Origin of the sequence: Amycolatopsis kentuckyensis (assembly GCF_002155975.1) — a bacterium.
In the GTDB taxonomy this organism is placed as follows: Bacteria; Actinomycetota; Actinomycetes; order Mycobacteriales; family Pseudonocardiaceae; genus Amycolatopsis; species Amycolatopsis kentuckyensis.
On the sequence record NZ_MUMI01000086.1, the window covers coordinates 1 to 9,615 of the forward strand.

The 9,615-nt window shown below is 73.2% G+C and carries 9 protein-coding genes; 4 read left to right on the plus strand and 5 right to left on the minus strand.

Annotated features, from left to right (window positions below; all coding sequences use genetic code 11):
- Positions 1 to 76 precede the first annotated feature (76 nt).
- The 4 genes from CCN39_RS09200 to leuC all read right to left on the minus strand — a co-directional run bounded on the left by CCN39_RS09200 (position 77) and on the right by leuC (position 6,199).
- A complete protein-coding gene (locus CCN39_RS09200; RefSeq protein ID WP_208630189.1) occupies positions 77 to 2,872 on the minus strand; it encodes an AfsR/SARP family transcriptional regulator in 2,796 nt (931 codons plus the stop codon).
- A gap of 318 nt (positions 2,873 to 3,190) precedes the next feature.
- Complete coding sequence (locus CCN39_RS09205; RefSeq protein ID WP_086840327.1) at positions 3,191 to 3,931, minus strand: HU family DNA-binding protein; 741 nt, start codon at positions 3,929 to 3,931, stop codon at positions 3,191 to 3,193.
- 211 nt (positions 3,932 to 4,142) lie between these two features.
- A complete protein-coding gene (leuD, locus tag CCN39_RS09210) occupies positions 4,143 to 4,745 on the minus strand; it encodes a 3-isopropylmalate dehydratase small subunit (protein ID WP_086840330.1) in 603 nt (200 codons plus the stop codon).
- A 20-nt stretch (positions 4,746 to 4,765) separates the two neighbouring features.
- On the minus strand, positions 4,766 to 6,199 hold the full coding sequence (gene leuC, locus CCN39_RS09215; protein ID WP_086840332.1) for a 3-isopropylmalate dehydratase large subunit: 1,434 nt from the start codon (positions 6,197 to 6,199) through the stop codon (positions 4,766 to 4,768).
- 142 nt (positions 6,200 to 6,341) lie between these two features.
- Here leuC and CCN39_RS09220 point away from each other — a divergent pair, with 142 nt between their 5' ends.
- From CCN39_RS09220 to CCN39_RS09235, 4 genes are all read left to right on the plus strand, one after another.
- Positions 6,342 to 7,043 (plus strand): IclR family transcriptional regulator, encoded by a 702-nt coding sequence (locus CCN39_RS09220; protein WP_051183801.1) that lies wholly within the window; start codon positions 6,342 to 6,344, stop codon positions 7,041 to 7,043.
- A 4-nt stretch (positions 7,044 to 7,047) separates the two neighbouring features.
- Complete coding sequence (locus CCN39_RS09225) at positions 7,048 to 7,755, plus strand: MBL fold metallo-hydrolase (protein ID WP_086840334.1); 708 nt, start codon at positions 7,048 to 7,050, stop codon at positions 7,753 to 7,755.
- A 90-nt stretch (positions 7,756 to 7,845) separates the two neighbouring features.
- Positions 7,846 to 8,100, plus strand: coding sequence for a hypothetical protein (locus CCN39_RS09230; protein ID WP_086840340.1), 255 nt, complete (start codon positions 7,846 to 7,848; stop codon positions 8,098 to 8,100).
- Between the two features lie 53 nt (positions 8,101 to 8,153).
- Positions 8,154 to 8,738 (plus strand): hypothetical protein, encoded by a 585-nt coding sequence (locus tag CCN39_RS09235; protein ID WP_086840336.1) that lies wholly within the window; start codon positions 8,154 to 8,156, stop codon positions 8,736 to 8,738.
- A gap of 4 nt (positions 8,739 to 8,742) precedes the next feature.
- Here CCN39_RS09235 and CCN39_RS09240 read toward each other — a convergent pair.
- A partial coding sequence (locus tag CCN39_RS09240; protein WP_208630190.1) for a glycoside hydrolase family 3 C-terminal domain-containing protein occupies positions 8,743 to 9,615 on the minus strand: 873 nt, incomplete at its 5' end.

Here is a 9,615-nt window from a genome sequence, read left to right on the forward strand (position 1 = left end):
CGCCGCTGTCACGACGACAGCGGCGTGACAGTCGATCTTGGTGTACTTGTCCAGGGTCCCACTGGGCTGCGCCGGGCTAGGGGTACGGCGCATCCCCGGGCGAGGGGGTTTCTGTCGGCACCGTGGCCAGCAGAGCCTGGACCTCCGCTGCGCGGGGGTCGCCGAGGCGCTGGCTGACGGTCAGCGCCTCGGCCCAGTGGCCGCCCGCCTCGTGCGCGCGGCCGGTGCGGTGCTTGAGCCGGCCGAGGGTGATCTGGACGTCGATCGTGCCGTAGTCGGCGTTCAGTTCCTTCAGCTCGGCGAGAGCGTCGAGCCCGGCGCGCTCCGCTTCTTCGTGTCGGCCGGCTCCTTCGAGCGCCTCGGCGACGTTCCCCAGCGCGAGCGCCGCGTGGTAGCGGTCGCCGAGTTCCGCGAAGGCTTCGTGGGCCGCCTGGGCGGCTTCGGCCGCGTGGTCGTAGTCGCGGAGGCCGATGCGGCTGGCGCTGACGTTGAGGAGCGCGTGCGGCACGAACGTGCGCTGGCCGTGGTCGCGGGCGAGGTGGACGGCTTTGAGGGCGTACCGCTCGGCTTCGGCGTATTCGGCACGGACGTAGTAGGCGCCGGCGAGATTGGACAGGATCGCCACGGTCAGCGCGGTGCCGTCGCCGCCCTCGGAGGCCGCTCGCGCTTCCTCCAGCGCTTCGATCGCCTTGTCGGGCTGGAGGGTCCGCAGGTAGGCCGAGCCGAGGTTGTTGGCGCTGTACTGGAGACCCGTCCCGTCCCCGGCGTCCCGCGTGGCGGCGACGGCCGCGCGGGCGGTGGTGATCCAGTCGTCGCGGTCGTGGCGCTCGGCGAAGAACCCGCGCAGGAGCCACGCGAGTTTCCAGGCGTGCGCGGTCCAGCCGTGCCCGGCGGCGATGCCGACGAGCGCGGTGAGGGCCTGACGTTCGGTGGTGTACCAGGCGATCGTCTGCTCGTGCTGTGCGAAGCGGACGGCGGGCAGCGGCGGCGGGTCGAGCGTGATGTCCTCGGTGAGCAGGTCGGGACGGACGAGTTTGTTCGCTTCGGCGACGCTGGCGAGGTACCAGTCGACGAGCCGGCGCAGCGCCGCCGCGCGCTCGGCCTCCGTCGTCTCGGACTCGACGAGTTCGCCCGCGTAGACGCGCAGCAGGTCGTGGAACTGGTAGCGGTCGGTGCCCGGCTGGTTGAGCAGGTGGGCGGCGGCGAGCTGGTCGGCGAGTTCCCGGGCTTCCCGCAGGTCGGCGCCGGCGAGCGCGGCGGCCGAGGCCAGGCTGAACCCGAGGCCGGGGTGCAGGCCGAGCAGCCGGAAGAAGCGCGCCGCGGCCGGGCGCAGTGCCTTGTACGACCAGGAGAACGCGGCCCGGAGGTCGGTGCCGGCGTCCTGCGGGTCGCGGAGGGTGTCGAGCCGCAGCCGCTGGTCGCGGAGTTCTTCGACGATTCCGGCGAGCGAGACGCCGGAGAACCGGGAAGCGCGTTCCCCGGCCAGCGCCAGTGCCAGCGGCAGGCGGCCGCAGAGCTGGGCGAGCTCGGCGACGGCGTCGGGTTCGGCGGCGACGCGCTGCGGCCCGACGCTGCCGGCGAGCAGCGCGGCCGCGTCGCGGTCGTCGAAGGAGCGCAGGGCGATGCGGCGGGCGCCGTCGCGGGCGACGAGGCCGCGCAACTGGTTGCGGCTGGTCACCACGACGAGGTTGCCGGGCCCGGGCAGGAGCGGCCGGACCTGGTCGGCGTCGCGGGCGTTGTCGAGCAGCATGAGGGTGCGGCTGCCCGCCAGCCTGCTGCGCAACAGCGCCGAGCGTTCCTCCACAGTGGAGGGCAGCGTCTCGGCCAGGACGCCGAGGGCGCGCAGGAAGCCGGCCAGCGCGGCGCCGGGCGTGACCGGGGTGTCCGCGGAGTGGCCGCGCAGGTCGAGGAACAGCTGGCCGCCGGGGAAGCGTTCGCGGACGCGGTGGGACCAGTGCACGGCCAGCGACGTCTTCCCGACCCCGGCGGTGCCTTCGATGACGACGATGCCGGACGCGTCACCGGGCGGCAGCCGGTCGAGTTCGGCGAGTTCGGGGCCGCGGCCGGTGAACCCGGCGACGTCGAAGGGCAGTTGCCGCGGGACGGTGTGGACGGCCGGATCGGCGTCGGCGGCGAGCAGTTCGGCGTGCAGGCGGCGGAGGTCTTCGCCCGGTTCGACGCCGAGTTCGTCGGCCAGCAACGCCCGCAGCCCGGCGTAGCGCGCGAGCGCTTCGGCGCGGCGCCCGGACCGGGCGAGGGCGCGCACCAGCCGTTCCCACAACGACTCCCGCAGCGGGTGCTGGGCGACGAGATCGGTGAGTTCGGCGATGAGCCGCGCATCGGGCACGAGCCCGGCATCGAGGTCGATCCGCTGCTCGACGGCGAAGAGGTACCGCTCGGTCAGCAGCGGCCCCCATTCGGCGGCCAGGGTGGGAGAGCCGACGCCTTCGAGCGGAACACCACCCCACCCGTCGAGAGCGGCGGTGAGCAGAGCCCGGCGGCGCGCGGGTTCCGTGGTGGCGGCGGCCTGGTCGAGGGTCTGGAGGAAGCGCAGGGCGTCCACCCGGGACGGGTCGACGACGAGCCGGTACCCGTCCGGTTCGGTGACGACGGTGTCTTCACCGCAGAGCCGGCGCAGGCGCATGACGTAGGTCTGCAGGCTGCCCCGGATGTGCGCGGGCGGGGTCTCGCCCCAGACGCCCCGGGCGAGGGCATCGATCGAGACGAGCCGCCCGGCGGCGAGCGCGAGCGTGGCGAGCAGAGCACGCTGCCGGGAACTGGTCAGCACGACCGGCGAACCGTCGACGAGCACCTGGAACGGGCCGAGCAGCCGGATGTCGATGGTGGTCGCCCCCAGGTTCGCCTCGCCCACGGCCGGCCCCGCCGGACGCGGGCCCGAGGAACGCAGCGTGGCATCACTCGGCCGGGCGCTCAAGCAACTTCGCGAAATTGGACGGAACCGGTCCCGGGAGTGCGGTTGCGCCGGGCGGGTGAGAGGAGGTGTCCGTTCGGGACGGTGGTGCTGGCGGTGAGTGACTTCCCATCCGCAGGCGCTCCGGTGAGCCGGCCGGGGTGGCGTGAACGCCCGGTTTCGGCTTGCGGCCGGGGTTGCCTGTCGGGGCCGCAGGGCCCGGACATGCGGCAAGGCCCCACGCACGCCGCGCGGGGCCCTACGACAGTTTCGGGCGGGTCAGTCCTTCTTCGCCGCGGCCGAGGTTCGCCTGGCCGGGGTCTTCGCTGCGGTGGTCTTGGCCGCCGGAGTCCTGCGAGCTGTGGTCGGCTTCGCAGCCGTGCTCTTCGCAGCCGTGGCCGACTTCGCAGCCGTGGCCGACTTCGCCGCAGTAGTCGGCTTCGCCGCGGTGGTCGCCTTCGCAGCCCTAGTCGACCTCGCCGCCGTGGTCGGCTTCGCAGCCGTGGTCGACTTCGCCGCCGTGGTCGACTTCGCCGCCGTGGCCGGCTTCGCGGCCGTGGACCTCGAAGCCGCCGGCTTCGCCGCCGTCGCTCGCGTCCTCGTGGTTGCCGGCTTTGCGGCCGCCGCCTTCGGGGCTGCCTTGGCCGCCGTCGTGCGGGTGGGCGCTGCCGCCGCGCGAGTCCGGGTGGTCGTGGCCGTGCTCCCCGTTGCCCGCCTGGCCGGGGCCGCCTTCGGCAGCTTCTTCGCTCCGGAGACCACCTCCCGGAAGGTGGTCCCGGCGCGGAACGCGGGCACGTTCGTCTTCTTGACCCGCACCGCTTCGCCCGTGCGCGGGTTGCGGGCCGTCCGTGCCGCGCGAGCGCGCTTCTCGAACACGCCGAAGCCGGTGATGTTGACCTTTTCGCCCTTGTTGACCGTCCGGATGATGATGTCGACCAGACCGTCGACCGCCTCGGCAGCGGCCTTCTTGTCGCCCAGGCGCTCGGTCAGCGCCTCGATCAGCTGGGCCTTGTTGGCCATGTCCAGTCCTCCAGGAAGGATCCACGGCCGTGTCGGCCGGCTGGGGACAACGGTATTACCAACGCAGCACAAATTCCAACCGTCACGCGGAACTTTCCCTTGCCCCGGGCAGGGTTCCGGCCCCGGCAACGGGCTCGCGGCGGGCCGTTCGGCGCCACCGGCACCGGGGCGGAACCGCTTGCCGGGCAAGCGGTTCCGCCCCGCGACCGGGCTAGCTCGCGGGCACCGGCGTCGTCGTCGGCTTCCAGGACGGGCGGCTCGCCTCGAAGCTGTCGATCTCACCGGCATGGCGCAACGTGAGCGCGATGTCGTCGAGGCCTTCCAGCAGCCGCCAGCGGACGTAGTCGTCGATCTGGAAGGGCGCGGTGAAGTCCTTGGCCCGCACGGTCTTGGTCTCGAGGTCGACCGTGACCTCCGTGCCGGGCTCGTTCTCCAGCAGCTTCCAGAGCAGCTCGACGTCGTGCTGCTCGCACTGCGCGGCCACCAGGCCGCCCTTGCCGGAGTTGCCGCGGAAGATGTCGGCGAACCGGGCGGAGATGACGACCTTGAAGCCGTAGTCCATCAGCGCCCAGACGGCGTGCTCGCGGGAGGAACCGGTTCCGAAGTCCGGTCCCGCGACCAGCACGCTCCCGTTCCGGAACGGCTCCTGGTTGAGGATGAACTGCTCGTCGCCGCGCCAGGCGGCGAACAGGCCGTCCTCGAACCCGGTCCGGGTCACCCGCTTGAGGTAGACCGCCGGGATGATCTGGTCGGTGTCCACGTTGGACCGGCGCAGCGGGACGCCGACGCCGGTGTGCTGGGTGAACGGTTCCATGGCTGTAGCTCCTCGGGTGGTCAGCGGGCGGCGGTCAGCAGGTCTTCCGGCGACGACAGCGTGCCCCGCACGGCCGTGGCGGCGGCCACGAGCGGCGAGACCAGGTGCGTCCGGCCGCCCTTGCCCTGCCGGCCCTCGAAGTTGCGGTTCGACGTCGACGCGCTGCGCTCGCCCGGCTTCAGCTGGTCCGGGTTCATGCCGAGGCACATGGAGCAGCCGGCCTGGCGCCACTCCGCACCGGCCTCGGTGAAGACCTGGTCGAGGCCCTCGGCCTCGGCGGCCTTGCGGACGCGCATCGAGCCGGGAACCACCAGCATCCGGACCGAGTCCGCCACTTTCCGACCGCGCAGCACTTCGGCCGCGGCCCGCAGGTCCTCGATCCGGCCGTTGGTGCAGGAGCCGAGGAAGACGGTGTCGACGGCGATCTCGCGCAGCGGCGTGCCGGGCTTCAAGTCCATGTAGGACAGGGCTTTTTCAGCGGCGATGCGGTCGTTCTCGTCCGGGATGGCCTCCGGGTCGGGCACCTCGGCGCCCAGCGGGAGCCCCTGGCCGGGGTTGGTGCCCCAGGTCACGAACGGCGTCAGCGCGCTCGCGTCCAGGTGCACTTCGGCGTCGAACTCGGCGCCGTCGTCGGTGCGCAGCTGCCGCCAGTTCTCGACCGCCGCGTCCCAGTCCGCGCCCTGCGGTGCGTGGGCGCGGCCCTTCAGGTACGCGAACGTCGTCTCGTCCGGGGCGATCATCCCGGCGCGGGCGCCGGCCTCGATCGACATGTTGCAGACGGTCATCCGGGCCTCCATCGAGAGGGCCTCGATGGCCGAGCCGCGGTACTCCAGGATGTAGCCCTGGCCGCCGCCGGTGCCGATCTTGGCGATCACCGCGAGGATGATGTCCTTCGCGGTGACGCCGGGGCGCAGCTCGCCGTCGACGGTGATCGCCATCGTCTTGAAAGGACGCAGCGGCAGCGTCTGGGTGGCCATGACGTGCTCGACCTCGGACGTGCCGATGCCGAAGGCGATGGCGCCGAACGCGCCGTGCGTGGAGGTGTGGCTGTCGCCGCAGACCACGGTCATGCCGGGCTGGGTCAGGCCGAGCTGGGGGCCGATGACGTGCACGATGCCCTGCTCGGCGTCACCCATCGGGTGCAGCCGGACACCGAACTCCTTGCAGTTGCGGCGAAGGGTGTCGACCTGGGTGCGCGAGACCGGATCGGCGATGGGGAGCTCGATGTCCACGGTCGGGACGTTGTGGTCCTCGGTCGCGATGGTCAGGTCGGGGCGGCGCAGCTGCCGCCCGGCCAGGCGGAGGCCGTCGAAGGCCTGCGGGCTGGTCACTTCGTGCAGCAGGTGGAGGTCGATGTAGAGCAGATCCGGTTCGGCGCCTTCGCCTCGGCGCACGAGGTGGCTTTCCCACACCTTCTCCGCCAGCGTGCGGGCCTTGCCGGTCGGGCTGGTCATCTCCGGCTCCTTCCACGGTTCGTCGACGAACTCGGGCGCGCACCTGCGAGATCGGGTGCGAGCCGCGAAGGAGGAGCGCAGCTCGAGTTCAGGGTTTCCCAGATACTGGACTTCCCAAAGTGCGGGACGCTAGTATCGGTTCGTGGGACAGCATAGCGGTATCGGAGTACTGGACAAAGCAGTGGCCGTCCTGCAGGCGGTCGCGGACGACCCCTGCGGCCTCGCGGAACTGTGCACGCGGACGGGCCTGCCCCGGGCCACCGCGCACCGGCTCGCGGTCGGCCTGGAGGTGCACCGGCTGCTGCGCCGCGGTCCGGACGGCCGCTGGCGCCCCGGCACGGCGCTGGCCGAGCTCGCGGGCGGTTCGACGGACCCGCTGCTCGACGCGGCGGGTGTGGTGCTGCCGAAGCTGCGCGACGTCACCGGCGAGAGTGTCCAGCTGTACCGGCGCGACGGCGTCCAGCGCGTGTGCGTCGCGACGGCGGAGCCGCCGAGCGGCCTGCGCGACACGGTGCCGGTCGGTTCGCGCCTGCCGATGACGGCGGGCTCGGGCGCGAAGGTGCTCGCGGCCTGGGCGGATCCGCACACGCAGCGCACGATCCTGGCGGACGCGGTCTTCGGCGAGCGCACGCTCCTCGAGGTCCGGCGGCGCGGCTGGGCGCAGAGCGTGGCCGAGCGCGAGCCGGGCGTGGCCAGCATTTCGGCGCCGGTGCGGGATTCGGCGGGGACGGTCGTGGCGGCGGTTTCGGTGTCGGGGCCGATCGAGCGGATCGGCCGCAAGCCGGGTGCCCGCTGGGCGGCGGACCTCCTGGCCGCGGCGGACGCGCTGCAGGAACGTCTCTGACCCGGTGCTGAACCAGGTGGCCGACGGTGTCTGGGTGCGGCAGAGCGAATGGGTCTGGAGCAACACCACCGTGGTGCGCGGGGACGACGGGCTCGTCGTCGTCGATCCCGGCATCCGCGGTGCGGAACTCGACGGGCTCGCCGACGACCTCGACCGGCTCGGGATCCCCGTCGTCGCCGGGTTCTCCACCCACCCGCACTGGGACCACCTGCTCTGGCACCCGCGCTTCGGCGACGTCCCCCGCTACGCCACCGCGGCCAACGCCCGCATTGCCGGCGAAGCCCGGGAACGAGCCCAGGCCATGGCGAAGGAAACCGTGCCGGACATCCCCCTTGAACCGATCGCACGACTCACCCCGCTCCCGGAGAACGGCAACCCGCTCCCCGGCGAAGTCATCGAGCACGACGCCCACGCCGTCGGCCACGCCGCCCTCCTGCTCGCCGACCGGGGTGTCCTGATCGCCGGCGACCTGCTCTCCGACGTGCTGATCCCCCTCCTCGATCCGCGCCGCGACGAGCAGCCCGGCGACTACCAGGCCGTTCTCGACCGGCTGGAAGAAGCCGCCCGGCACGTCGACGTCCTGATCCCCGGTCACGGCACCGTCGCCGGGAACCGGGAGATCGCCGCCCGCTTCGCCGTCGACCGGGCCTACCTCGAGGCCCTGCGGCGGGGCGAGGAACCGGACGACCGGCGATGGGGGAAGCGCACCTGAGCCGTTCGGGTGACCCTGCGCGAAGTCGCGTATTCGGTGACGGCGGCCACGTCTCCTCATAGTCGGCACGACCAGAGGGGGATGACCACCATGGACACCGAACTGAATCGCCGGGCGATGGCGATGCTGCGGGCCGTCGGGGCCGGGCGGGCCGAACTCACCTGCAGCTGCGAACCCGACCTGCGGGTCGACGGCCTGCCCTGCTGCGACCAGGCGACCGCGCACCAGCTGGCGCGGGCCGGCCTGATCCGGCCCGTGCGGGCCGTCGCCGTCGGGCAGTGGACGCGGGCCGAACTCACCGCCGAGGGCCTGCGGGCACTGGGCGGTAATCTCGCCGCCGCGTGACGCAACCTTCCGGCCCGCTCGCGCGTGTACCCGGCAAAACGCGAGGGGGATCCATGAAGATTGCCGCCGCTCTGCTCGGAGCCGGCCTGCTGTTGACCGCGTGCGGGAACCCACCGGCCCCGGCCCCACCGGCCCAGAGCCCGGGCCCGAGCCCGATCGGGACCGTCACGTCCGCGCCGACCGCCGACCCGGCGGCCGTGCGCTGGATGGACGGCCTCTGCTCCGCCGTCCACGGCTACCGGGAACGCACCAACCGGGAAGTCCAGCCCGGCCAGCCGACGCCCAAGTCGGTCGCGGAGGCGCAGAAGGCGATCAGCGCGACGCTGGCCGGCATCGAGGCCCGCACCGGCGAGGCGGTCGCCAAGCTCACCGCGCTGCCGCCGGCACCGGTGCCGCTCGGCGACACGGTGCGGCAGGCCCTGATCACGAAGTTCACGAAGGCCCACGACCGCGCCGCCGAGGCGAAGGCCACGCTCGACCGCGCGAAGCCGGGCAACGAAGCGTCCCAGGTCCCGGCGGCCGAGGCCGTCACGCAGGCGCAGCAGGAGGTCGACGGCACCTACGACCCGGTCGGCGCTGTGAGCTCGTCCCCGGAACTGGTGCTCGCCGCCGCCACCGCGCCCGGCTGCAAGGGCTGAGGCCTCACCGCCGGACCAGCGGAACCTGCAACGGCAGGGACCGCGACGAGCCGCCGACCGACACGGTGAACCCGCCACGCACCGGCTGCCAGGCGTGGCTCACCGTGTCCCAGGCGGAGAACGCGCGCGCGTCGAGCCGGATCGTCACGCGCCGGGCCTCCCCCGGCGCCAGCGAGACCCGCTCGAAGCCCTTCAGCTGACGTGGCGGCTCGCCCGCGGCCGCCGGGAAGCCCAGGTACAGCTGGGCGACCTCGGTGCCCGGCCGGCGCCCGGTGTTCCGGACCGTGAAGGTGGCCGTGGCACCGTCGCCGGCACCGCGCACCGAAAGACCCGAGTAGGCGAACGTCGTGTACGACAGGCCGTGGCCGAACGGGAACAGCGGTGCTCGCCCCTGTGCGTCGAACCACCGGTAGCCGACCTGCAGCCCCTCCGAGTACGTGGCGACGCCGCCGACGCCGGGGAACTGGGCCGGGGTGTTCGCCGGGGTGTCGGCGTCCGCCGCCGGGAAGGTGATCGGCAGCTTCGCCGACGGGTTGACGTCGCCGAAGAGCACGCCGGCCACCGCCGCGCCGTCCTGCTGGCCCGGGTACCACGCCTGGAGGATCGCCGGCACGCGCGCGGCCCACGGCATGAGCACCGGCCCGCCGCTCTTCACCACGACCACCGTGTGCGGGCTGGCCTCGGCAACGGCGGCCACCAGGGCGTCCTGGTTGCCGTCGAGGGCCAGGCTCGGCCGGTCCTTGCCCTCGGTTTCGTTGTCCCCGACCATCACCACGGCGACCTCGGCGGTCCGGGCCAGCGCCGCCGCGCGCGCCGGGTCGCTGCCGTCGTCGAGCGTCACCTGAGCACCGGGAACGCGCTGCCGCAGGCCCGGCAG